At 36.4% G+C, this 22,457-nt stretch carries 25 protein-coding genes; 20 read left to right on the top strand and 5 right to left on the bottom strand.

All coding sequences use genetic code 11. The features are described from left to right. Positions 1 to 147: 147 nt before the first annotated feature. Entirely contained in the window at positions 148 to 1,863 is a 1,716-nt protein-coding gene (locus JEOSCH030_RS04485) for an ABC transporter ATP-binding protein (protein ID WP_185125426.1), read from the bottom strand. A 153-nt stretch (positions 1,864 to 2,016) separates the two neighbouring features. On the opposite strand from JEOSCH030_RS04485, the gene JEOSCH030_RS04480 reads away from it, so the two are divergent. The 3 genes from JEOSCH030_RS04480 to pepT are packed head-to-tail and all read left to right on the top strand — an operon-like array spanning position 2,017 to position 4,829. Beyond that, a complete protein-coding gene (locus tag JEOSCH030_RS04480; protein WP_185125425.1) occupies positions 2,017 to 3,075 on the top strand; it encodes a D-alanine--D-alanine ligase family protein in 1,059 nt (352 codons plus the stop codon). 12 nt (positions 3,076 to 3,087) lie between these two features. Next, a complete protein-coding gene (locus tag JEOSCH030_RS04475; RefSeq protein ID WP_185125424.1) occupies positions 3,088 to 3,606 on the top strand; it encodes a GNAT family N-acetyltransferase in 519 nt (172 codons plus the stop codon). Between the two features lie 2 nt (positions 3,607 to 3,608). Further along, the gene (gene pepT / locus JEOSCH030_RS04470) at positions 3,609 to 4,829 is read left to right on the top strand and encodes a peptidase T (RefSeq protein WP_185125423.1); all 1,221 of its coding nucleotides are present in this window, start codon (positions 3,609 to 3,611) and stop codon (positions 4,827 to 4,829) included. A gap of 35 nt (positions 4,830 to 4,864) precedes the next feature. On the opposite strand, the gene JEOSCH030_RS04465 is transcribed toward pepT, so the two are convergent. Both JEOSCH030_RS04465 and JEOSCH030_RS04460 read right to left on the bottom strand, forming a co-directional pair. After that, entirely contained in the window at positions 4,865 to 6,352 is a 1,488-nt protein-coding gene (locus JEOSCH030_RS04465) for a DHA2 family efflux MFS transporter permease subunit (RefSeq protein WP_185125422.1), read from the bottom strand. 71 nt (positions 6,353 to 6,423) lie between these two features. Continuing rightward, entirely contained in the window at positions 6,424 to 6,600 is a 177-nt protein-coding gene (locus tag JEOSCH030_RS04460; RefSeq protein WP_185125421.1) for a hypothetical protein, read from the bottom strand. Positions 6,601 to 6,716: 116 nt separating this feature from the next. Between JEOSCH030_RS04460 and JEOSCH030_RS04455 the strand changes: the two genes are divergently transcribed. Both JEOSCH030_RS04455 and JEOSCH030_RS04450 read left to right on the top strand, forming a co-directional pair. After that, complete coding sequence (locus tag JEOSCH030_RS04455; RefSeq protein WP_185125420.1) at positions 6,717 to 7,508, top strand: class I SAM-dependent methyltransferase; 792 nt, start codon at positions 6,717 to 6,719, stop codon at positions 7,506 to 7,508. Positions 7,509 to 7,836: 328 nt separating this feature from the next. Beyond that, positions 7,837 to 7,986, top strand: coding sequence for a hypothetical protein (locus JEOSCH030_RS04450; RefSeq protein WP_185125419.1), 150 nt, complete (start codon positions 7,837 to 7,839; stop codon positions 7,984 to 7,986). A gap of 60 nt (positions 7,987 to 8,046) precedes the next feature. On the opposite strand, the gene JEOSCH030_RS04445 is transcribed toward JEOSCH030_RS04450, so the two are convergent. Continuing rightward, a complete protein-coding gene (locus tag JEOSCH030_RS04445) occupies positions 8,047 to 8,424 on the bottom strand; it encodes a VOC family protein (RefSeq protein ID WP_185125418.1) in 378 nt (125 codons plus the stop codon). A gap of 123 nt (positions 8,425 to 8,547) precedes the next feature. Between JEOSCH030_RS04445 and JEOSCH030_RS04440 the strand changes: the two genes are divergently transcribed. The 7 genes from JEOSCH030_RS04440 (at position 8,548) to JEOSCH030_RS04410 (ending at position 15,136) form a co-directional block, all read left to right on the top strand. Continuing rightward, positions 8,548 to 9,282, top strand: coding sequence for a methionine ABC transporter ATP-binding protein (locus tag JEOSCH030_RS04440; protein ID WP_185125417.1), 735 nt, complete (start codon positions 8,548 to 8,550; stop codon positions 9,280 to 9,282). Continuing rightward, complete coding sequence (locus tag JEOSCH030_RS04435) at positions 9,279 to 9,965, top strand: methionine ABC transporter permease (protein WP_185125416.1); 687 nt, start codon at positions 9,279 to 9,281, stop codon at positions 9,963 to 9,965. Before JEOSCH030_RS04440 ends, JEOSCH030_RS04435 begins: the two co-directional genes overlap by 4 nt. A gap of 8 nt (positions 9,966 to 9,973) precedes the next feature. Next, positions 9,974 to 10,789 (top strand): MetQ/NlpA family ABC transporter substrate-binding protein, encoded by an 816-nt coding sequence (locus tag JEOSCH030_RS04430; RefSeq protein ID WP_185125415.1) that lies wholly within the window; start codon positions 9,974 to 9,976, stop codon positions 10,787 to 10,789. Next, entirely contained in the window at positions 10,786 to 11,604 is an 819-nt protein-coding gene (locus JEOSCH030_RS04425) for a MetQ/NlpA family ABC transporter substrate-binding protein (protein ID WP_185125414.1), read from the top strand. The genes JEOSCH030_RS04430 and JEOSCH030_RS04425 overlap by 4 nt, the downstream gene beginning before the upstream one ends. A 144-nt stretch (positions 11,605 to 11,748) precedes the next feature. Further along, a complete protein-coding gene (locus JEOSCH030_RS04420) occupies positions 11,749 to 12,900 on the top strand; it encodes a hypothetical protein (protein WP_185125413.1) in 1,152 nt (383 codons plus the stop codon). A gap of 15 nt (positions 12,901 to 12,915) precedes the next feature. Further along, positions 12,916 to 14,142 carry a metal-dependent hydrolase family protein gene (locus JEOSCH030_RS04415; RefSeq protein ID WP_185125412.1) on the top strand — a complete coding sequence of 409 codons (1,227 nt, stop codon included), beginning with the start codon at positions 12,916 to 12,918 and terminating at the stop codon, positions 14,140 to 14,142. Between the two features lie 100 nt (positions 14,143 to 14,242). Next, positions 14,243 to 15,136, top strand: coding sequence for a YitT family protein (locus JEOSCH030_RS04410; protein ID WP_185125411.1), 894 nt, complete (start codon positions 14,243 to 14,245; stop codon positions 15,134 to 15,136). Positions 15,137 to 15,176: 40 nt separating this feature from the next. On the opposite strand, the gene JEOSCH030_RS04405 is transcribed toward JEOSCH030_RS04410, so the two are convergent. Continuing rightward, positions 15,177 to 15,605 (bottom strand): GNAT family N-acetyltransferase, encoded by a 429-nt coding sequence (locus JEOSCH030_RS04405; RefSeq protein ID WP_185125410.1) that lies wholly within the window; start codon positions 15,603 to 15,605, stop codon positions 15,177 to 15,179. Positions 15,606 to 15,742: 137 nt separating this feature from the next. On the opposite strand from JEOSCH030_RS04405, the gene JEOSCH030_RS04400 reads away from it, so the two are divergent. Genes JEOSCH030_RS04400 through JEOSCH030_RS04365 form a run of 8 tightly spaced genes read left to right on the top strand, consistent with a single transcriptional unit; the run spans position 15,743 to position 22,452 of the window. Then, entirely contained in the window at positions 15,743 to 16,180 is a 438-nt protein-coding gene (locus JEOSCH030_RS04400; RefSeq protein WP_185125409.1) for an SRPBCC family protein, read from the top strand. A 4-nt stretch (positions 16,181 to 16,184) separates the two neighbouring features. Further along, positions 16,185 to 16,913: a 5-oxoprolinase subunit PxpB gene (gene pxpB / locus JEOSCH030_RS04395; RefSeq protein ID WP_185125408.1), complete on the top strand. Its 729-nt coding sequence runs from the start codon at positions 16,185 to 16,187 to the stop codon at positions 16,911 to 16,913. Beyond that, entirely contained in the window at positions 16,903 to 17,892 is a 990-nt protein-coding gene (locus JEOSCH030_RS04390; protein WP_185125407.1) for a 5-oxoprolinase subunit C family protein, read from the top strand. Before pxpB ends, JEOSCH030_RS04390 begins: the two co-directional genes overlap by 11 nt. 4 nt (positions 17,893 to 17,896) lie before the next feature. Further along, positions 17,897 to 18,325: an acetyl-CoA carboxylase biotin carboxyl carrier protein gene (locus JEOSCH030_RS04385; RefSeq protein ID WP_185125406.1), complete on the top strand. Its 429-nt coding sequence runs from the start codon at positions 17,897 to 17,899 to the stop codon at positions 18,323 to 18,325. A 2-nt stretch (positions 18,326 to 18,327) separates the two neighbouring features. Next, positions 18,328 to 19,674, top strand: coding sequence for an acetyl-CoA carboxylase biotin carboxylase subunit (locus tag JEOSCH030_RS04380; protein ID WP_185125405.1), 1,347 nt, complete (start codon positions 18,328 to 18,330; stop codon positions 19,672 to 19,674). 10 nt (positions 19,675 to 19,684) lie between these two features. Continuing rightward, a complete protein-coding gene (locus JEOSCH030_RS04375) occupies positions 19,685 to 20,449 on the top strand; it encodes a LamB/YcsF family protein (RefSeq protein WP_185125404.1) in 765 nt (254 codons plus the stop codon). 15 nt (positions 20,450 to 20,464) lie between these two features. Further along, a complete protein-coding gene (locus JEOSCH030_RS04370) occupies positions 20,465 to 21,676 on the top strand; it encodes an NRAMP family divalent metal transporter (RefSeq protein ID WP_185125403.1) in 1,212 nt (403 codons plus the stop codon). An 8-nt stretch (positions 21,677 to 21,684) separates the two neighbouring features. Continuing rightward, on the top strand, positions 21,685 to 22,452 hold the full coding sequence (locus tag JEOSCH030_RS04365) for a putative hydro-lyase (protein ID WP_185125402.1): 768 nt from the start codon (positions 21,685 to 21,687) through the stop codon (positions 22,450 to 22,452). The last annotated feature ends 5 nt before the right edge of the window (positions 22,453 to 22,457 follow it).

Here is a 22,457-nt window from a genome sequence, read left to right as displayed (position 1 = left end):
TATCCGTAATGGTAAAGGATACAGGCCTATCTAAAACGGCTGAAAAAATACATGTTTAGTTGAGTTATATTTAATGGTTCTAGCATAATATCACTCTTCTCAATTTGTATGTTAATTATTCTAACAATTACGAATTATTTTGTCAATTTAAATTGTGGAGAATTGTGCATTGTGAAGTTCTTTATATACACCGTTGTCTTTTCTTAAAAGTTCTTCATGACTACCACTTTCTACAATACCATCTTTAGTGACAACCATAATGCGGTCCGCATTTTTGATAGTAGCAAGTCTGTGAGCGATAACCAAGCTTGTTCGTCCAACTGCAAGTCTATTAAGCGCTTCTTGAATATAAAGTTCAGTCGCTGTATCGAGGGCGCTTGTTGCTTCGTCTAAGACAAGAATAGGTGGGTTTTTTAAGAACATACGTGCAATAGCAATTCTTTGTTTTTGTCCACCTGATAACTTAACACCACGCTCGCCAACGATGGTATCTAAACCACGTGGATAAGAATCGACGAGTTCCTTTAGTTGAGCTTTAGCTAGCGCATCATACACTTCTTCATCACTTGCATCAGGTTTACCATAAGCAACATTTTCTCTTAAAGTACCAGCGAATAAGAAAACATCTTGTTGAACTGTTCCTATATTTTCTCTTAAGGATGATAGTGTTAGATCTCTAATATCTTTACCATCAATTTCTATCTTACCTTTGGTTACATCGTAGAATCTCGGTAAGAGTGCGCTCAGTGTTGTTTTACCAGCACCTGATGGACCGACAAAGGCAATTGTTTCACCAGCTTTTATGTTAAAAGAAATGTCAGTTAAAACATCCTTCTCATCATAAGCAAAGCTCACTTTATCGTAAGTAATATTACCTTTTACATTTTTTAGTTCAATTGCATTTTCCTTTTCTGTAATGTCAGCTTTTTCTGACATGGTATCTAAGAAATGTTTAAATCCTGCAATCCCATTAGGATAAAGTTCAATGACTGCATTAATCTTTTCTAACGGTTTAAAGAGAACGTTTGAAATTAAAATGAACGCTGCAAAATCACCGTAGCTTAATTCGCCAATAGTCACATAGTAGGCACCAGCAATGAGGATAAAGACAGTGACTAAACGCATCAACATGTAAGTAGATGAATTGTTAAAAGACATAATTTTATAAGCTTTTAACTTAGTTTGTCTAAAACGATCATTCAGTCTTTTAAACTCTTTAAACTCTGCATCTTCATTAGCGAAAGCTTGTACTAAGCGAATACCACCAATTTTATCTCCAATCATATGGTTAAAATCAGATACTCGTCCAAAAAGTTCCCTAAAAGCAACTGTCATCTTCTTGTTGAAGTAAATTGCAATAACTAGGATCAATGGAACGATGATAAAGGAAATAATAGCGAGTTCTGGATGTATGTAGTACATAATTCCAAAAGCCCCAAGTAAGGTCATGACAGCTATAAATAAATCTTCAGGACCGTGGTGAGCCATTTCCCCAATATTCATTAAATCGTTAGTTAAACGAGTCAGTAGTTTACCAGTTTTAGTATTGTCAAAGAAGCGGAAAGAAAGTCTTTGAATGTGACTATATAAATCATTTCTGATATCACGCTCTATGTTAGTTCCGAGCATATGACCCCAGTATGTAACGATAAACTGCATCAATGTATTAAATAGATAGACCAGTACTAGGCCGATTGAAGCAAGTATAATCCACTTCCAATTACCTGTAGGTAGAAGCTCATCTATGAAAAGACTCACAATAATGGGGAATGCGAGTTCTAGAAGACCGACGATTACTGCAGATAAAAAATCAACAGTAAATAGCACTTTATAAGGTGCGTAGTAAGAAAAGAAAGTCTTCAATTAAGTTCAACCCTTTCTAATTTAGTTAACATGTCTGATTATATCACTAATTATTCAATTAATAATCCGACCAAATCATTAACTTATACATATTATTGGTGTAAAATTGAAATACATTTATTTTTAAAAGTCTGAAAGATTTGGGGAACTGTTATGTCAAAAATTAAATTAGGAATTATTTATGGGGGCAAATCGACTGAACATGAGGTGTCTATACGTTCAGCTAGTAGTGTGTTTGATGCCCTTAGAAAAGATAAGTATGAACTGGAACTGATCTACATTACAAAAGACGGTCAATGGCTATTAGCTAATGATAAGAAAGAAGTAAAAATTATAGACCAAACTAAAGGACGAGAAATATTAGTCTCACCAGCAAGTGGTTTGACAGTAGATAACAAAGTCTTAGAAATCGACGCTGTACTACCTATTTTGCATGGTACTGCAGGAGAAGACGGCACTATCCAAGGACTCTTAGAATTAGCTAATATTCCGTTTGCGGGTTGTAGTGTTAGGAGTTCTGCAGTCTGCATGGATAAAGACATGACTAAACGTCTATTACAAGAGAATGGTATAGAAACAGCTGCAGGGATAATGGTTAATTACTTTGAACAAGATCAAGTGAATTATAAAGATGTAGAGACTAAATTAGGTTTACCAATGTTCATCAAACCGGTCAATCAAGGCTCATCTGTAGGGGTTTCTAAAGTCACCAACGAAAGTGAATTTTATCAAGCCTTAGAACTTGCCTTTAATTTTGATTCTAAAGTGATGATTGAAAAAGGAATAGACGGCAGAGAAATCGAAGTATCAGTCTTAGGAGATGAAGAGTTATTTGTCTCAGTGCCTGGAGAGATTGTTTCTAATACAGAATTTTATTCTTATGACTCCAAGTATTTAGACGATGACGGTGCTGTTTTGAATATTCCAGCAAACCTAGATGATGAGGTACAAAAAAGGATTCAAGATATTGCAAAAAAAACATTTAGAACATTAGATTGTGAAGGTATGGCGAGAGTAGATGTATTTTTAGAGCAGTCAGGTAAAATTATCGTTAACGAAGTCAATACTCTACCAGGATTCACTAGTATATCAATGTATCCTAAATTATTAGAAGTATCCGGAATTCCTTATGCAGATTTATTGGATCAACTCGTTACTTTAGCCTTAAAGCGAAAAGAAAGAGAGAACCGCTTGAAGACTGATCTATTATAAGAGGTGTTGTGCATGGAAATTCGTTTAGCTCGTCCAGAAGATGCTTTAGGAATCGCAAAAGTACAAGTCGAAAGTTGGAAAACAACCTATCAAGGTATTGTGCCAACATCTTATTTAGAAAGCCTTGATGTAAAAAAACGTCAAAAAATATGGCAACAAGCAGCTTCCAATCAACCGATGTATGTCGCTGAAATTGATAATCAGATTGTTGGCTTTGCTATAGGTGGCGAAAACAGAGATAAGGATACTTATCCTGACTATGACGGAGAACTATATGCTATTTATTCATATCAACACGTCCATGGGCAAGGGGTAGGGAGATTACTTTTTGAAGCTGTAGTGACAAACCTTGTAGATAGAGGCTATGAAAAAATGATTGTTGCAGTTTTAACGGATAATCCAACTGTTGGTTTTTATAAACATCTAGGGGGGCACCTTGTCGGTAAGGAAACGATTTCCATAGACGGTGTTGAACTTCCAGAGTCATTTTATGGTTATGATAATATTAGAAAATTTAAAGTGGAGGATTGAACATGAAAGAATCATTAATAGAAAGATTATCAAGATACGTTAAAATCGATACCCAATCGGATGTAGATAGTACTAGCGTACCATCTACTGATAAGCAATGGGATTTACTAAAAGAGTTAGAAGCAGAATTAAAAGCAATTGGTATGACTGATGTTGAGCTAGATGAAAAAGGATATTTATTTGCGAGTTTAGCTAAAAATACTGAAGGTCTTAAAACAATTGGATTTCTTGCTCACGTCGACACTGCAACGGATTTTACAGGGACAAATGTTTCTCCACAATTATTTGAATATCAAGGTGAAGACTTAGTTTTAAACGAAAGTTTAAATATTGTTTTATCAGATAAGCAATTTCCAAATTTAAAAAATTATCAGGGACATACGTTGATGACGGCAGATGGTACGACACTTTTAGGAGCGGACAACAAAGCAGGGGTCGCAGAAATAATGACGGCTATGGAATACCTAATCAAACATCCTGAAATTCAGCATGGGGATATTAGAGTGGCTTTTACACCAGATGAAGAAATTGGTCGTGGACCGCATCATTTTGATGTGGAGAAATTTAAGGCAGATTTTGCTTACACGGTTGACGGAGGACCACTTGGAGAGTTACAGTATGAAAGTTTTAATGCAGCAGGTGTTAGAGTAAAAGTTACAGGTAATAGTGTGCATCCTGGAACTGCTAAAAATAAGATGGTGAACGCAGTTCGAATTGCTGCAGAAATAGTCGCTAGCTTTGACAAACAAGATACACCTGAGCATACAGAGAACTATGAAGGCTTTAATCATGTCCTGAATTTAGAAGGGGACGTAGAGTTCGCGCAGTTCAATATGATTATTAGAGACTTCGATAAAGATAACTTCAAGATAAGAAAAGAACAAGTTACCAAAGTCGTGGAGAATTTTGTAGATCAATATCCAGAAGCAAAAATCGAATTAGAACTCAATGATCAGTATTACAATATGAAAGAAATAATTGAAAAAGATATGACTCCAGTAGAACTTGCAGAAAAAGCGATGAAAGCCTTAAATATAGAACCTGTGATTGAACCAATTCGTGGTGGAACAGATGGCTCTCAACTATCCTACAAAGGGCTGCCAACTCCTAACCTCTTTACAGGCGGGGAAAACTTCCATGGTAAATTTGAATTTGCTTCTATAGATGATATGGAAAAATCAACAAGAACGATTATTAAAATTATTGAATTAAGTGCAAACTAAAAAGCATTGAAGTCCATTTTAGGACTTCAATGCTTTTATTTTTCTTCAGGATCAAGTCTTTTAACGTTATCATCAATCGGTCTTGCCTTATCAATTGATTGGCCAATGACATCGTCGCTTGCTACTTGTTTTAAAAAGAGTGATGAAATCAGAGCGACACCTAAAAAGCCAGTACCCACTAGGAAGGCGAGGTTGATGCCCCCAAGTGTTGCATCATTAATCATTGCTTCAGTTGGATTATCCATCTGACTGACTTGAATATTTGTATAAGTCTGCATGACGGTGATTAATAGAGCAATACCGATTGAACCACTCACTTGGTTTAACATACTGTTTAAGGAAGAACCATGAGGTGTTAAGTGAGCTGGTAAAGCGTTCATACCATTTGTCATGACTGGAGTATTAACTAAAGTCATACCTAAAGAACGGACCATGTAAACGGTGAGTAGGTAAGTAAATGGTGTGTCAATTGTTAGTCTACTTAAGAAAAAGGTCGTTACAACTGCAATCGTCAGACCGAGAACAGCCATTATTTTAGGACCATAAATATCAAACAATTTACCTGAAACTGGACTCATGAAGCCCATGATTAAAGCACCGGGTAACATGAGTAAACCTGTATCTAAAGGATCTAAGCCTTGGATGTCTTGCATGAAGATAGGAATTAAAATCATTCCAGCAAATAGTGCCATATTAGCAGCACCAATAATGATAGAAGCAATTGTGTACATCGGATACTTATAGACTCTAAAATCAAGCATAGGATGTTCTAACTTCATTTGTCTCATTACATATAAAGTAATAGAGGCAATTCCTACTAATAATGGTATTAAGACAGTGGAATCAGCTAATCCTTTTTCTCCAGATGATGATAGACCAAACAGGACACCACCAAAACCGATAGTAGATAGGATTATTGAAATTAAATCAATATGTGCTTCTTTCGTTTGTTTGATCTCAGGAAGTTTCCAAAAACCAACTGCTAAAACAAGGATAAGGAATGGAATCATCATAAAGAATAGAACGTGCCAAGAAAAATTTTGAACGATAATACCAGATAAGGTTGGACCAATAGCTGGGGCGAAGAACATTACTAAACTGAAAAGACCCATGGCTGTACCGCGTTGTTTAGGTGGGAAGCTAGAGATCATAATGTTCATTAACAGTGGCATGAGCATAGCAGAACCAGAAGCTTGGATCATGCGGCCGACAATAAGCACTCCAAACATTGGTGAAAAACCAGAGACTGTCGTTCCGATTAAGAAGAGGAACATGGCGGCTAAAAATAGTGCACGTGCACTAAACTTCTGCATTAAATAAGCGGTGGTCGGTATGATAATACCAGAGACGAGCATATAAGCAGTGGAAACCCATTGCACGGCGGACGTAGAGACACCAAAATCATTTTTAATTGCAGGTAGTGCAACATTTAAAAATGTGTTGGATAGAAAAGAGATGAATGCACCAGATAGTAAGATAAATATCAAACGATAATCTGGCTTCTGCTGATTTGTTTCAGGCATAGATTTTCCTCCATTAACTTAAAAATCAATCTCTACATTATACTCTAATTTAAATAAAATTTCACTAAAAATTAACCGATTCTATTATCTATTTGTACATAAATAAAATAACCGAGAACTATACCTAATAAAACACTAATAGGTAGAGCGTAAGTTGAAGGGATAGAGGGTAAGAAAGTTTCAATTATCCAATGTAATCCAAAAACGGCGATTGTCATAAACAATAAAGACATTAATAAACGTGTCATAAAATACCTCCTTAAATGGTCTCATCTATGAATTTTAACAAATCTGGTAGTGGACATGTGAGTGAAATACCTTGATAATATATAGTAGTCAATTATTTAGGAGGAGAATGCTTGTTATGAAGACTAGTTTTCATGATTATGCTAAAGAATATACTGAGCATAGAAATGACATTCCTGATTTGTTCATAGAGGAATTAAAGAGTCGAGGCGTAGAATTAACAGGAGCTAAAGTGGCAGATATTGGAGCTGGACCAGGGTTTTTATCCAAAGTCTTAAGTGACCAAGGCGCTATTGTAGATGCAGTAGAACCTGAAGAAGAGTTTGTAAAATTAGCTCAGGAAGTGATAGGTAGTAATGACCGAATCAGTTATAGTCAGGGCTCTGCAGAAAAAACAGGGCTAGCATCTGATACTTACGATATTGTATTTGTAATGAGATCTTGGCATTGGTTTGATAGTGATGAGGCGACTAAAGAACTTAGTAGAATATTAAAACCAGGTGGACTTCTCATCGTTGCAGATATTGGATTTAGAGTCGCAAGTAAGATGATGAAAGACTCAATGAAAATTATTCAAAAGCATTCTAAACACGAGGAACTTCATCCAGCAGGTTCAAAAGACGATTCTGTTCAGTTGATTAATGGTTTTCCAGTTGAATGGTTCAGTGATTGGAGACATGAAAAGCTTATCTTAAAAGAATTCTTTAACAAAGAATATAAGGTGAAATTTACAGATCAAGAATGGATTGCTCGTTTAGGTACCTCATCTTGGCTAGTCAGATTTAAAAAGAAAAGAAAAGATAAAGCATTAGAAGAAGTGGCTGAACTTCTAGGTGAAATAGATGAAACTAAAAAACATAAAGTACCTCATGTGCTTAATGTAGCTATCATGAAAAGTGTAAAGAAATAAGAGAAGGAGTGAATTATTTCACTTCTTCTTTTTTTATTTACACTAATATGAAAGCGCTACACAAAAATGAAAATGTATGAAAACGATAACATCCAGTATTAATATTCAAAAATGAGCATACTTAGCAAGTAGGTAGCAAGGTAGTGAAATAATAATTTACTTTATTGTTCGTGAAATTGAATTAACTAACAATTGTTAATATATTTACTTTGAGCAATACGTCACATAATCTTTGAAAAACCTTGGTATACATGGTATTATTTAGTTACACAAAGAGGTACAGAAAAATACTCTAATGAAATTTATAATGAAAAGGAGGAAACAAATAGTGATTACTACTGACAGATTTTCAGCTGAAGTTCGCCTACAAGAGTACAAAGAAGTTGCGTATAATAATTCAATTTTAGCAATCAATAAATCAGAGAAGAAACATAAACGTCCATTCTTAAACAAATTGATTAGTGCACTTACTTTCTAAAAAATTATAAATATATAAATTATGCCATTCCTGAAGAGAGAGGAATGGCTTTTTTTATTTTTAACTTAAATTCAACTGCCAGTACACCCCGAACTTATCTTGGATCCACGCATATCTCTTACTTATTTCATAATCATCTAAAGGAACATGAATGACTCCCTTTCTCTTCAACTTTCTATAGAGCATTTCAATCTCATTTAAATCATCGCATTCAATATAGATGGATGTTTCTGGACTGTTTTGAGACGGTTCAGGTAATTCTGAATCCCCAATAATTAAGTGTAAGTTACTCATACGAATGACAGCTTGTTGAATCTTGTTTGATGAGTCGTAGTTCGTCATCTGTAAAATATCGAAATCTAGAAATATTTCCTTGTAGTATTCTAGAGCGTCAAAGGCATCACCATTAAATATTAAATAGGGCATAGCTGCTTTCAAAAAAATTCTCCTTTACATCTGATATAGTATTGTTTACAATTTTGTTTAAACAGACTATAACAGGTTGTTTCTGTTTACCTTTTAATTATAGCAGTTAATAGTTTAATTTTACGGGGGAGAATTATGATTCAGCTGAGTGGGGTGACTAAGGAATTTTCTAGTGAGCATGGGAAAGTATTGGCTTTAGACGATGTTTCATTAGAAATAAAAAGAAATGAGAAGTTTGGCATTATTGGCGAAAGTGGCTCTGGGAAATCCACCTTATTACGGTTAATTAATGGTTTAGAAACAGTGGATACAGGCACTGTAACAGTAGCGAACAAAGATGTAACAGCACTTAAAGGAAAAGCTATGAGAGAGTTCAGAAAAAATATTAGCATGATTTTTCAACAGTTCAATTTGTTAAATAATATTACTGTCGAAGAGAACATACTATTGCCTTTGAAATTACATCGCTATGAATCACCACTCGATATTGAGGAAGTGCTAAGCTTTACCGGTTTAAGTCAAAAAAGACAGTCTTATCCAAGAGAATTATCAGGTGGTCAAAAACAAAGAGTGGGTATTGCAAGAGCATTAATCACCAATCCTGATATTTTACTCTGCGATGAACCAACGAGTGCTTTAGATGAACGAACAACGGACGAGATTGTAGAAGTGTTAAAGAATGCGCACGAAGTGTACGGCATGACGATAGTAATTGTGACTCATGAGTTAGAAGTCATTAAAAAATTAGCTGACAGAACTTTGGTTTTAGAAGCTGGAAAAGTAATGAATACTATAAAAGTGAAAAAGCAAGAGTCTGTCGTTTCAAAATTATCCTACTATGATCGAATTAAAGAGGTGTTTGAAACATGATTGATGGTTTTATCGTATACATAGACAATGTTGTTTCTTACTTACCTAAATTCATAGATAGCATAAATGAAACAGGTATAATGATGGCTTTTGCCATGGTGGCAGCAATCATACTTGGCTTACCTGTTGGGACGCTTCTGTTTTTGACAGATAAAGGACAAGAATTAGAAAATAAATACTTATATTTTATAACGAATGCACTGGTTAATATTATCCGTTCGTTTCCATTTTTATTACTCGTTATTGCTATGCAACCATTGATCAGAGAAATATATGGAAGAGCAACGGGGGATCCGATAGCCGCCTCATTTCCACTAATGGTCATTGCTATCGCCTTGTACTCCAGATTCGTCCAGCAATCTCTACTCGATGTTCCAAAAGGTGTAATAGAGACTGCTAAAGCGATGGGAGCATCTATCCCACAGTTAGTATTTAAATTCTTATTTGTTGAAGCGAGAAGTTCTTTAATTATTGGTTTTACTACAGCTTTTGTCAGTTTCATTTCCTACTCGACAATTATGGGAGTTGTCGGTGGAGGCGGTATTGGGGATTTCGCCATCCGCTATGGCTATCAACGCTATGAAACTGACATTATGTACACAGCTATAGTCATTATTATTATTTTTGTACAAGTTGCTCAGTGGTTTGGTTTTAAACTTGCTAAAAAATTAGATAAAAGATAGGGGATAACATGAAAAAGTGGTTTGTTTTAGCTAGCTTATTTTTACTTAGTGCATGTAGCAATTCTGGAGAAAGTTCAACTGAAGATACACATATAGTGGTCGCTGCACAGACACCGCCTATGACTGATATTGTTGAGTTGGCTGATGAAGTAATTGAAGAACCTTACACAGTAGAACTGATGGAGGTTACTGATAACATTCAATATAATGAAGCGGTCTTTAATGATGAAGCTGATGCTAACTTTGCTCAGCATGAACCATTTATGGAACAGTTTAATAAGGAAAATGATGCCGATTTAGTCGCGATGTCTGAAATTTATAATGCAATCGTAGGTTTCTACTCACCAATTTATGATGATATTGATCAAGTACAAGATGGTGATGAAGTGGCGATTCCAAGTGATCCAACGAACGAAGCGAGAGCGCTGATGATACTAGACGATCATGATTTAATCAGTTTAAAAGAAGGTGTGACCTTTGAAGCAACAGTTGATGATATCGTAGATAATCCTAAGAATTTAGAGTTTACTCATGTTGATTTACTGAACTTAAGTGCGTCATATGAAGATGAGATTCCCTTAGTCTTTAACTATCCTACTTACATTGAACCGCTCGGTTTAACGCCGAAAGATGCAGTGCTTTTAGAGGATGAGGATGACAGTACTTTTGCACTTCGACTTGTTACGCGTTCTGAAAATGTCGACACAGAGAAAATGAAAGCTTTAAATAAGGCGTTTACTTCAGAAGAAGTCTATGAATATTTAAGTGATTTAAAAGATAAAGCACACTTAGAACCTGCTTTTGAGGTAGGTGATACAGAGTGAAGAAAATAATATTTGTCGCACTATCAGCTGTACTTTTCTTAAGTGCATGTAATGATGAAAAAACTTCTACTAATGAAGAAGATACGCATATCATTATCGCTTCTCAGTCAGAACCTTTAACAGATATGGTAGAAGCTGCTGCTGAAGTCATTGAAGAACCGTACACAATGGAACTTTTAGAAGTGAACGATAATATTCAATATAATGAAGCGACTTTTAATGATGAAGTTGATGGGAGTTTAGCTCAGCATGAATTATATATGGAAGGCTTTAATGAAGAAGCGGGTGCGGATCTCGTCGCTATACAACCTGCTTATATTTCCAATGTAGGCTTCTATTCACCAGTCTATGACTCTATCGATGAAGTTGAAGACGGTGCCGAAGTTGCTATTCCGAGTGATCCACCTAATGAAGCGCGTGCTTTACACATATTAAATGGAGCCGGACTAATTACTTTAGAGGATGGTATTGGTATTGAAGCAAGTGTGGATGATATTGTAGAAAACCCTCATAATTTAAGCTTTACACATGTTGATCTTTTCAACTTAACAGCAGCCTATGAAGACGGTGTGGAGTTAGTATTTGAGCATCCGAATTTTATCGAAAAAGTTGGTCTTTATCCTAAAGACGCAGTCTTATTAGAAGATAAAGACGAGAAACGATTTGCCTTCCAGTTGGTCACCAGAGAAGGGAAGGCAAATAGCAAAAAAATGCAGGCAGCTAAAAAAGCCCTAACATCACAAGAAGTATATGATGTGTTGATGGAAGAAAGTGAGCATGACCAGTTCACTCCGGCTTTTGAGCCTGGAGAATGATTGTGACACCTGACAACCTCCCTTGTCAGGTGTTTTTTTATACTTAAAAGAGTAAATCCACACATTGGAAACGTGTTCATATTGCATGTAGTTTGAATTATCGTATAATTCAAACAATACGATACATTTTTGGGAGGTTACAATATGATTGAACAACCGATTATTGCAACGGTCTTCTTATTTGCATTGATTGCGCTCGGGGAAGTCATTTCGATTTATTCTAGAGCCCGTATTCCAATGTTGATGACCGCTATGATAGGATTTTTAGTTTTAACTTGGACAGGTGTGTTTCCAGAAAACATTTTGGAACTTTCAACTTTACCTGCTTTAGGTGCAATCTTAATTGGACCACTTATTATACATATGGGGACTTTGATGCCCTTAAGCACCTTAAAAAAACAGTGGCGAGCTGTGGTAATCTCTATAAGTGGTTTGCTAGGTGCTTTAATACTTGTCTTAACAATAGTCCCTCTGGTTTTTGATTTTGAAACAGCAGCTTCAGGAGTTGGGCCAATCTCAGGTGGAGTCGTTGCACTTTTAATTACGACTGAGAAATTAACAGAGCTCGGTTTAACAGCAATTATTGTCGTACCTGTATTAATTGCTGCTTTCCAAACACCTATTGGAATGCCGTTAATTTCTTTCTTCTTAAAACGATATGCACAATATTTCGTTAAAAACACTACTGCAAGTGTTGAAGATAAAGAGGCTTTTGAAGCAGATGAAAAACCAGTTCGATTTTCTTTATTGAAGAACAACATTATTCTATTATTTACAGTCTTTGTTCTTGCTGCCATTGCAACAGTACTTAGTGAATGGACTGGAGTACACTACACTCTATACTGTCTCTTATTTGGTATCTTAATGCTTAATAGCAGACTGTTCCCACAAGGTGTACTTGAAAAGTCGAATTCATTTAGCTTTATGATGGTCGCTTTAATCTTTGTTATCATTGGAACTATGGGAGGCATTACGCCAGGAGATGTCTTAAACAATATACCAGCAGTTTTATTGATCTTAGTTACTGGCGTTGGCGGTCTTGCCTTGGGTGGCTTTATCGCATCAAAAGCAGTCGGTTGGCATCCATTTAAAGGTATGCCAGTAGCGCTTACTGCCTTAGTTGGTTTTCCAGGAGATTACTTAATTTGTGAGGAAGTATCTAGAAGTACAACAGACAATCCAGTCGACCAATCGAGAGTATTTTCTGAGTTGGTAACGCCGATGTTAATCGGTGGTTTTGTTACTGTTACTGTTGCTTCAGTAGTTATTGCTTCGGTCGTTATGGGAATGTTATAAAAAGGAGAATTTTATATGAGTAAAATTGTTATTAAAAATGTTAATCTAATTGATGGTTCAGGTGAAGATGTTCAAAAAAATGTGAGTGTCGTTATAGAAGATGGTAAGTTTACTAAAATTGCAAGTGATGCGGATGTATCAAGCGGAGAAGTTATCGATGGTCAAGGCAAATACATGTTACCAGGAATGATTGATACGCATGTGCATTTATCTACTGAGTTTAAACCTCTTGCAGAACGTGTAGCAACACCATTTTCGTATAACTTTTACGAAGCAATTCGCTATGCAGAACGCACAATAGATGCAGGTGTCACAACAGTTAGAGATGCACTAGGAAGCTCTTTAGGCTTTAAACAAGCAATCAATGATGGCCTTGTTCGTGGACCTAGAATGCAAGTATCTATAAACGGATTATCAATCACTGGTGGTCATGGAGATGGACTGAATTACTCAGGGATTGATTTAGGCATTGTTCACCCTTATGAAGGTATGCCAGATGCTATTGCTGACGGTGTTGAAGAAGTGCGTAAGAAAACACGTGAAATGTTACGTGCAGGTGCTGATGTGATTAAAGTAATGGCAACAGGCGGTGTTTCTAGCCCAACAGATCATCCGAAATTCACTCAATATTCATTAGAAGAATTAAAGGTCATCGTTGAAGAAGCACAGTTTAGAAATGGTGTTAAGGTCATGGCCCATGCTCAAGGTTTAGAGGGTATAAAAAATTGTGTTGAAGCGGGAATTCATTCCATTGAACACGGTATCTATTTAGACGATGAAGTCATTGAAAAGATGAAGGAAAAAGGGACATATTTAGTACCGACTTTACTCGCGCCTGTATCAGTAATTGAGTTTGCAGATGAACTTGGTATTTCTGAAGTTGGCCTTAAAAAATCTAAAGAGGTCATGGACGCTCACAAAGAAAGTTTCAAAAAAGCATACGATGCAGGTGTTAAAATTGCAATGGGTACCGATGCTGGTGTCTTCAAGCATGGAACTAACTTAAGAGAGCTTGAACTGATGGTTGATGCAGGAGCGACACCAATGGATGCAATTGTTATTTCGACAAAAAATGCAGCAGAGTGTATGGAAATTGAAAATCTTGGTCTTGTTAAAGAAGGATATCTTGCAGACTTTATTTTAGTAGATGGTAATCCACTCGATGATATCGGGCTTTTAAAAGATAATGACCGTATTAAAGTAGTTGCTAAAGACGGTAAAGTACTTAAAAGTATTGAATAAACATTCAAGCCACCATTATGGTGGCTTTTTACTTGCATTGAAAAGTCTTTAAACTTGCTATAACATAGATAAAGTACAGTAGTCAAAAGGGGGAGAATGCATGAAAGTCAGAAGAATTTTGAAAAATACTCAATTTGAAAAGATTAAGCTATCCTTAAATTCTCAGTTTACAGTTCAAACTTTAATCAACGTCTTGACGATTATCGTCGGTTCATTTTTGTTTGCGATTGGTGTAAACAGTTTTATGATTGCCGGTAATCTAGGTGAAGGTGGCTTTATTGGTATTTCAATTATTCTATTTTATGCATTTGGACTTCCAACTGCACTCACCAACTTAATTTTAAACTTTATTATTCTCATTGTCGGTTTTAAGTTTTTAGGTAAACGGGCAATGTACTATACTATCTTTACTATTCCAATGACTTCACTTGCACTTTGGGTGACAGAAACTTGGCAAATACAAACTGATGAAATACTGATTAATACGGTCTTTGGTGGACTATTTATAGGTACGGGAATCGGTTTGATTATTAGGGTAGGTTCAACAACAGCAGGAACGACCATTCTTGCAAAGATGGCTAACAAGTTTTTGGACGTCAATGTTTCTTACGCACTCTTGTTCTTTGACTTAATTGTTATTACCATAGGTTTATCTGTAATGAGCTTAGAACAAGTACTACTAACAGTAATTGCTTTATATATCGCAACCAAAGTAATGGATTTTATTATAGAAGGTATGAATCCCAAAAAGGCAGTTACAATTATTTCTCAAGAGCCCGATTTATTAGCGAACTTAATCAATACTAAAATAAATCGAGGGGTGACCATGTTAGATGGTCGAGGATACTATTCTAAAGAAGACAAAGATGTCTTATTTGTAGTGATAAATAAATCACAACTCAATAGATTGAAACGCTTGATCAAGGCGAATGATGATCAGGCATTCGTTGTAGTTCACGACGTGAACAGTGTACTCGGTAATTACTTAATATAAGACAAAAAGCGCGCACTTCTTAATAAGAGGTGCGCGTTTTTTAATAGGTAAATTTTCGGTCCAATAAGTAAACAATGACACCATCGTTGTCTGCAAGAATTTTAAAACCTTTATATTGTAACCAAGTTTTAGAAAAATTTGTACGGTAGTAATCATGAGAGACAACATAAATCTTATTCACATTACTAGTAGCATCTAGATAGGCATCTAATAGTTTGGAACCAAAACCTTGGTGAGGCATATTCGCTTTCATCACAATTTCTGATATGTACTGCGTGTTACAACCATCACCATTAGAGCGAATAAGGCCGCAAATTTCGTCGTCTTGACGTAGGGTAATTAGGTAGTCCGAAGCTAAGATATTTTCAAGTAATAAATCATAATCGTGATAAAGTTTTTCATCGCCGGAAGCATACAGTGTTTCAATATCTTCTAAAGTAAGCAACTTCTCTGTTGAAATTTCTAACATGTGTCACCTCGACTTATTTCTAGTATACGATAAAGCTCTGAAATTATTGAAATATTTACGCTATTTGTTTATAATCATAACTGTATACGGTTACAAAATAAAGACAATTTTTTATTATTCAGAAAAAGGTGAGGGCTATGGATCTGCAATTACCGCTTTATTTTTATCATCATGAAATAAATGCTACTCCGGATGTGATTTTCGAAGTGATTAATGATGACAAAGAAATATTAAATCGAGTGACTAAATTGTCTGGCTTTACATATAAAAATGGTGGTGAAAATCACAGAGAAGAAGGTACTGAAGGCAGTTTGCAGTATGATAATTCTGCATATAAAACAAAGATTACTCACTATAGCGATGAGAGACGATTGGAGTTTAAAACAGACTTACCTTCAGGTGTCTTGACGACAGTCATTAATATTGTACCTGTTGAAGACAGATCAGAACTGACAATCTCTACTAAATTTAACACCGAATCTCCAGTGAGTTTTGCACTCTATGTCTTGAAGATTCCAAGGGTGAAAAAAGAATTTAACGATGCGGTGAAGAGCTTGGGAACGGAGGCCAGATGACCTTATGGAAGTGAAGCAATATGCCGAGGATGCGTTGACAGTTACGTTGGCTAATGAAGTCGATGAGGCTGTTAACGCATCTCTTGTTCAAATCAAAGAAATAATTTTAAATCAAGATTTTAAAGGTGTTACAGATATTGTCTTATCCTATACAAGTCTGATCATCTATTTTGATATTTTAACAGCGGATAAGAATAAAATCATTGATGTTTTAGAGAATATTGATTTGTCTGACTTATCATCTTTTGAACCCTCTTATAAAGTGGTTGAAATACCAGTTTATTATGGTGGGAAGTTTGGACCAGATATAAGTCGTTTTAAGGAAAAAGGTTTATCTGAAGAAGAAGTTATTGAAATGCATAGTAACAAGGAGTATCTAGTTTATATGCTCGGTTTTATGCCGGGCTTTCCTTATTTAGGCGGCTTGGATGAGAAACTGTACATGGCTCGTCTAGACTCACCGAGAAAGTCTATTCCAGCGGGTTCTGTTGGAATTGGTGGTCAACAAACTGGTATGTATCCATTTCAATCACCTGGTGGTTGGAACTTGTTAGGACGTACGCCTATTCCTCTCTACGATAAAAATCGCGATCAAGCCATTCTTTATGAAGCTGGAGATCGAATTATCTATAGAGCAATTGATGAAAAAGAGTATTACGACATAGAAGAAGCTTATAAAAATGGAGATTATCAAGTGACAGTCGAGCTTAGAGGTGATTCAGATGGCAATTAAAATTATTCAAGCTGGACTCTTCACAACTGTTCAAGACCTTGGGCGTAAGGGTTATGAATCTTATGGTTTTTCTCCAGCTGGTGCTATGGATTATAAAGCACATACATTAGCGAACAGTTTAGTTGGAAATGATAGTAAAGAAGCAACGCTTGAAATGACACTTAGAGGTATCGAATTTTTAGTCACATCCAAAACAACGATGGCGACTGCTGGGGCAGATATGGAACTGACTATTAACGATGTGCCTTACCCGATTGGTAAAGCAATCGATTTAAATGAAGGTGATAAGGTTGTCTTTGGTGGCGTGAAAAATGGCGCTAGAACTTATCTTGCCTTTAATGGTGGAATAGATTTGGAGCGTGAGTTGGATTCGTATGCGACTCATACTAGAAGTGGAATCGGCGGTTACAAAGGACGTGCTTTGAAAGCTAAGGATGTTCTTAAGATAGTTGGTGGACCAGCTGATGGACTTTTAAAAGAAGTCGTTAAAGAAGATAGTGAACCGACAGAAATACGCTTTATTTTTGGCCAGCAAAAAAATCGCTTTGATAAGGAAAATATTGAGAAATTTATCTCAGAAGAGTATACCTTTACTAAGGACAGTGACCGCATGGGAGCAAGGTTAGAAGGTGAGCCGATTGTGGCACAAGAGGGACACGATATTTTAAGTGAACCTACTCAATTTGGCAGTATTCAAATTCCTAAAAATGGACAACCAATTATCTTACTAGCAGATCGTCAGACTGCAGGAGGCTATACTAAGATTGGAACAGTAATTAAAGTGGATTTACCAGTAATTGCTCAAAAGAAACCAGGTGAAAAGATTATCTTTAGAGCAGTTTCAATTGAAGAAGCTGAAAACTTGTATAAAGAGAGTTTACAGGAATTGGATGAAGAAAAAGATTTGATAGCATCTAATGACTTTAAAACTGTGAGAAGAATAGATGCTATGAGTGTATCAACATTAATCGGAGGATAGAGAAATGAACTATAAAGATATAAAAAAACTTGTGAAGTTATTAAAAGAAGAGGATTTGTCTGTGTTAAGCATTTCCGATAAGGATACACATATTCATATTGAAAGAGACAGACTACAAGCTAACAATCATGGTGATACACAAGTCATTAGCACTAGTAAGGAAGAGCAAGGTGAAAAATCTAACCTTGTTGAAATAACAGCAAGTCAATTAGGCACATTCTATTCAAATAAAGAAGAAAATAGTGATGAAACCTTTGTCAAAGTTGGTGATGAAATTTCAAAAGGTGACCAAATTGGTTTTATCGAAGCAATGAAAGTCTTTAACGATGTGACTAGTGATGTCAGTGGCACCGTTGAAGAAATCGTTGTAAACAATGGAGATACTGTCGAGTACGGAGAGACACTTATGCTAATCTCGCTTGAGGAGGCATAAGTATGAGAAAGGTACTAATTGCTAACCGAGGCGAAATCGCCGTACGTATTATTAGAAGTTTAAAAGAACTAAACATACAAAGTGTCGCAATCTATTCTGCTGGAGATAAAGATAGTATGCATGTTGCACTTGCAGACGAAGCCTATTGTATTGGTGGCCCTAAGAGTGCAGATTCTTATTTGAACATTGATCGTATTTTACAAGCAGCAATTGTCTCTAAAGCAGATGCAGTACATCCCGGTTATGGTTTTTTATCTGAAACTCCTGAATTTGCACGACGAGTTGAAGAAGCGGGCTTGATATTTATTGGTCCTGACGCTGATACCATTTCAAAAATGGGTGATAAGGCAATGGCCAGAGCGACAATGGATGAAGCTGGAGTACCAGTGATACCTGGTAGTGACGGTGTAGTAGAGTCGATTGAAGATGTGAAAAAAGTGGCACAAGAAGTATCCTATCCAATCGTGATTAAGGCCGTTTCAGGTGGTGGCGGTAAAGGCATGCGTTTTGCCTTTAATGATGACGATGTAGATAAACTTTACAAAGAAGCTAAAAAAGAAGCTAAAAGTTCATTTAACGATGAACGCTTATATGTAGAGAAATACATTCCTAAAGCGCGTCACATTGAAATTCAAGTGATCGGTGATGGTAAGGGCGGTGCAGTACATCTCTTTGAAAGAGACTGTTCAATTCAAAGAAACAATCAAAAGTTACTAGAAGAAGCACCAGCAACCATTTTGTCAGAGCAAGAACGCCTGAATATTACAGAAACGACCCGTGTAGCCATTGGTAAATTAAATTACCGTGGAGCGGGAACTATAGAATATCTCTATGTGCCACATGAAAAAAGATTTTACTTTATAGAAATGAATACTCGTGTACAGGTTGAACATACTGTAAGTGAGGAAGTAACAGGCATTGATATCATTAAAGCGCAACTTAGAGTGGCTTTCGATGGAGAAATTGGTTTTAGCCAAGATGATGTACAACTTAAAGGACATGCCATAGAGGCGAGAATTAATGCTGAAGATCCAGAAAACAATTTTTTACCAGCACCTGGGAAAATTGAACGTTTACACTTTGGACTTGGAAGGAATGTCAGAGTGGATACGCATATCTATAATGGTTATGTAATTCCACCATTTTACGACTCCATGATCGCTAAAATTATTGTCACTGGAGAAGACAGAACAGAGGCATTAAATAAACTGGAATTGGTGCTTGGTGAAACTGTAATTGAACCGATTAAAACCAATTTAGACTTGCAGTATTTTTTAGTGAGACATCCAAAAGTGCACAGCAATGATTACGATATTAAGTTTATTCATACAGAACATATTATCGATTAGGAGGATTACTATGGCTAATTTAACAATAGATTTAAATGCTGATTTAGGAGAAAGTTATGGAAACTATAAGATTGGTAATGATCAAGAAATCATTCCATTGATTTCATCTGCCAATGTTGCCTGTGGTTTTCATGCTGGTGATCCAAGCGTGATGATTGAAACTGTTAAACGCATCAAAGAATCAGGTACAACAGGACTGGGCGCACATCCAGGCTATTTAGATTTAATGGGCTTTGGCCGACGCTATATGAAGTTATCAGATGATGAAGTTCATGCGATTATACTTTATCAATTATCTGCACTTGATGGTATTGCAAAAACATATGGCTTAAGCTTAAATCATGTTAAACCACATGGTGCCTTGTACAATGCAACCTTCTCAGATAAACAACTTGCCAAAGTGATTGCAGAGGCAGTCAAAGACTATAATCCTAATTTAAAGCTGATGGGACTCGCAAATAACAATCTAGTTAAAGCTGGTGAATCAATTGGCTTACAGGTTGTTCATGAAGTCTTTGCAGATCGTGCTTATGAAGATGATGGCACACTAGTGTCAAGATCAAAAGAAGGCGCAATGATTACAGATAGTCATATAGCAGCAGAAAGAGTATTACGCATGATTAATGAAGGAAAAGTTGAAAGTATTAATGGCCAAGATGTAGATATACAAGCCGATAGTATTTGTGTTCATGGTGATGGTGCGAAAGCACTTGAGTTTGTTAAAGAAATTAAAAAGCAATTGGAAGAGAAAGGTGTTTCTATCAAAACGATGTAAACAAGAGGTGACAACATGGAAAATAAACCAAAAATGACAGTGTCACAAAGGCGGCTCTTATTCGGAGCAGTCTTCTTAATGGCAACGTCCTCAATTGGACCAGCGTTTTTAACGCAAACAACAGTCTTTACCCAGCAATTCATGGCGAGTTTTGCCTTTGCAATTCTTGCATCAATCGTCATTGATATCGGTGCACAGTTAAACATTTGGCGTGTCCTTTCAGTCTCTGGTAAACGTGGTCAAGATGTTGCCAACGAAGTATTCCCTGGACTCGGACACTTTGTAGCTATCTTAATTGTTATTGGCGGACTTGCCTTTAACATTGGTAACGTTGCTGGAGCAGGGCTTGGTTTTAATGCGATTTTTGGATGGGATGTTAGAATCGGAGCAGCCATTACAGGAATAGTCGCAATCATTATCTTCATAGTGAAAAATGGACGTGCAGTGATGGACGTCGTGACGCAAGTGCTCGGAATTGTCATGATTGGAATAGTTGCCTATGTCATGATTATCTCAGATCCTCCGTATGCAGAAGCAGCAAAAGCAACAGTCTTACCAGAAGAGCCTCTTAGTATGGTATTACCAATTATTACTTTAGTCGGTGGCTCAGTCGGTGGCTATATTACTTTTGCTGGTGCCCACCGTTTAATTGAAGCGGGTATGACAGGTGAGAGAAATATTAGATTTGTAAGTCATGCAGCAAACTGGGGTATTATTACAACAGGTGTGATGAGAGTACTTTTATTCTTAGCAGTACTTGGTGTTTTAACACAAGGTGCAATTTTAAGTGAAGAGAACCCACCAGCTTCTGTCTTCCAATTTGCCCTAGGTGATATTGGTATGAAAGTTTTTGGTGTAGTACTCTTAGCTGCAGCCTTATCATCAGTCATTGGTGCAGCTTATACAAGTGCGAGTTTCATGCGTTCTTTCCACAAAGTGTTCGATCAGTATAACAACTTAGTTATTGTTGCCTTTATCCTAACATCGACTTTGATCTTCCTCTTTGTAGGACGACCAGTCACATTGTTAATCTTAGCGGGCTCATTCAACGGTATTATTCTACCAATTACACTTGGCGCAATTTTATTAGCATCTCGTAAGAAGAGTATTGTTGGAAATTATCATCACCCAACATGGATGATTGTCTTTGGTGTGATTGCGGTAATCGTTACATTAATCGCAGGACTAATGTCTCTACAAGGTCTTGCAGATCTTTGGAATGGATAGGTGATTAAATGGACACTATAGAGATTAGAAGAAGAATCAGAACGGGTGAACATACTGGACCAACTTCAGGAATTTCAGGCGATAAAGTTCAAGCAAACTTGGCAATTTTACCTAAGAAATATGCCTTTGATTTCTTACTTTTTGCCATGAGAAATAATAAACCAGTGCCAATAATAGAAGTATTAGAAGCAGGGGAATATGTCAGTCGTTATGCTAAAGATTCAGATATTAGAACAGATGTCCCTCTTTATAATATTTATAAGGACGGAGAATTAGTAGAGACCGTTGATGATATTACATCTTATTGGCAAGATGATTTTGTTACTTTCCTGATTGGCTGTAGCTTTACTTTTGAACAAGCAATACTTGATGCAGGAATAAATATTAAACATATTGATCAAGGTAGAAACGTTGCGATGTACAAAACCAATATTGAAACGGAAAGTGCGGGTATTTTCCACGGCAATACTGTTGTGTCTATGCGTCCCTTTAAAAAGGAATTGGTAGATCAGGTGATCGATATTACGAATGATTTTCCAAATATGCATGGAGGTCCAGTTCACGTCGGTGATCCTTCAGCAATTGGAATTAACAATATAGACCAACCGGATTATGGTGATGCAATAGAAATTGGGGAAGGAGAAGTCCCAGTATTTTGGGCTTGTGGTGTGACTCCACAAAACGTTGTTTTGAATGCTAAGCCGGAAATTTTAATTTCTCATGCACCAGGACATATGTTTATTACTGACATTAATAATGAAGAATATAAAAAGTAGCTGGG

Source organism: Jeotgalicoccus meleagridis (assembly GCF_903994045.1).
Lineage (GTDB): Bacteria > Bacillota > Bacilli > Staphylococcales > Salinicoccaceae > Jeotgalicoccus > Jeotgalicoccus meleagridis.
This window is presented reverse-complemented; position numbering and strand designations above follow the sequence as displayed.

Excerpts from the sequence above, each read along its gene's own strand:
- JEOSCH030_RS04370 (WP_185125403.1), top strand. The coding sequence starts at position 20,465 with ATGGAAAATAAACCAAAAATGACAGTGTCACAAAGGCGGCTCTTATTC.
- JEOSCH030_RS04405 (WP_185125410.1), bottom strand. The coding sequence starts at position 15,605 with ATGTTAGAAATTTCAACAGAGAAGTTGCTTACTTTAGAAGATATTGAA.
- JEOSCH030_RS04440 (WP_185125417.1), top strand. The coding sequence starts at position 8,548 with ATGATTCAGCTGAGTGGGGTGACTAAGGAATTTTCTAGTGAGCATGGG.
- JEOSCH030_RS04475 (WP_185125424.1), top strand. The coding sequence starts at position 3,088 with ATGGAAATTCGTTTAGCTCGTCCAGAAGATGCTTTAGGAATCGCAAAA.
- JEOSCH030_RS04430 (WP_185125415.1), top strand. The coding sequence starts at position 9,974 with ATGAAAAAGTGGTTTGTTTTAGCTAGCTTATTTTTACTTAGTGCATGT.
- JEOSCH030_RS04420 (WP_185125413.1), top strand. The coding sequence starts at position 11,749 with ATGATTGAACAACCGATTATTGCAACGGTCTTCTTATTTGCATTGATT.
- pepT (WP_185125423.1), top strand. The coding sequence starts at position 3,609 with ATGAAAGAATCATTAATAGAAAGATTATCAAGATACGTTAAAATCGAT.
- pxpB (WP_185125408.1), top strand. The coding sequence starts at position 16,185 with ATGGAAGTGAAGCAATATGCCGAGGATGCGTTGACAGTTACGTTGGCT.
- JEOSCH030_RS04375 (WP_185125404.1), top strand. The coding sequence starts at position 19,685 with ATGGCTAATTTAACAATAGATTTAAATGCTGATTTAGGAGAAAGTTAT.
- JEOSCH030_RS04435 (WP_185125416.1), top strand. The coding sequence starts at position 9,279 with ATGATTGATGGTTTTATCGTATACATAGACAATGTTGTTTCTTACTTA.
- JEOSCH030_RS04385 (WP_185125406.1), top strand. The coding sequence starts at position 17,897 with ATGAACTATAAAGATATAAAAAAACTTGTGAAGTTATTAAAAGAAGAG.
- JEOSCH030_RS04415 (WP_185125412.1), top strand. The coding sequence starts at position 12,916 with ATGAGTAAAATTGTTATTAAAAATGTTAATCTAATTGATGGTTCAGGT.
- JEOSCH030_RS04365 (WP_185125402.1), top strand. The coding sequence starts at position 21,685 with ATGGACACTATAGAGATTAGAAGAAGAATCAGAACGGGTGAACATACT.
- JEOSCH030_RS04410 (WP_185125411.1), top strand. The coding sequence starts at position 14,243 with ATGAAAGTCAGAAGAATTTTGAAAAATACTCAATTTGAAAAGATTAAG.
- JEOSCH030_RS04380 (WP_185125405.1), top strand. The coding sequence starts at position 18,328 with ATGAGAAAGGTACTAATTGCTAACCGAGGCGAAATCGCCGTACGTATT.
- JEOSCH030_RS04455 (WP_185125420.1), top strand. The coding sequence starts at position 6,717 with ATGAAGACTAGTTTTCATGATTATGCTAAAGAATATACTGAGCATAGA.
- JEOSCH030_RS04390 (WP_185125407.1), top strand. The coding sequence starts at position 16,903 with ATGGCAATTAAAATTATTCAAGCTGGACTCTTCACAACTGTTCAAGAC.
- JEOSCH030_RS04465 (WP_185125422.1), bottom strand. The coding sequence starts at position 6,352 with ATGCCTGAAACAAATCAGCAGAAGCCAGATTATCGTTTGATATTTATC.
- JEOSCH030_RS04480 (WP_185125425.1), top strand. The coding sequence starts at position 2,017 with ATGTCAAAAATTAAATTAGGAATTATTTATGGGGGCAAATCGACTGAA.
- JEOSCH030_RS04460 (WP_185125421.1), bottom strand. The coding sequence starts at position 6,600 with ATGACACGTTTATTAATGTCTTTATTGTTTATGACAATCGCCGTTTTT.
- JEOSCH030_RS04400 (WP_185125409.1), top strand. The coding sequence starts at position 15,743 with ATGGATCTGCAATTACCGCTTTATTTTTATCATCATGAAATAAATGCT.